Genomic DNA, 242 nt, shown 5'->3' with positions numbered 1-242 from the left:
GTAGGGGCATTAGCAATCACAGAGCGAAACACACCTGACTCCTTCAATCCCTCGATGATAACCGATGGAGCATATATGCGAGTTAAAATGCCTTTTCTCAACAATTTCAGATTTATTGTTTTGTCAGTCCACACCACGTGTTCACGATGCCAGTTGAGCTTTCCTTCTTCTGTGGCAGGTGAGGCTACTATGAGTGCAGCGCGATCAAACTGGAGCATAAAGCAGCTTGTGACATCGTCTTT

At 45.5% G+C, this 242-nt stretch carries 1 protein-coding gene; it reads right to left on the bottom strand.

Going from position 1 to position 242, the window contains the following annotated elements; genetic code table 11:
- Positions 1-242: hypothetical protein (locus tag ACYQ78_RS40045; RefSeq protein WP_459806225.1), on the bottom strand; the 242-nt coding region annotated here is incomplete at both ends.

The organism is Herbidospora sp. RD11066 (genome assembly GCF_054661255.1).
The sequence above is the reverse complement of the archived record's forward strand: the minus strand, read 5'-3'. Positions and strand labels throughout refer to the sequence as shown.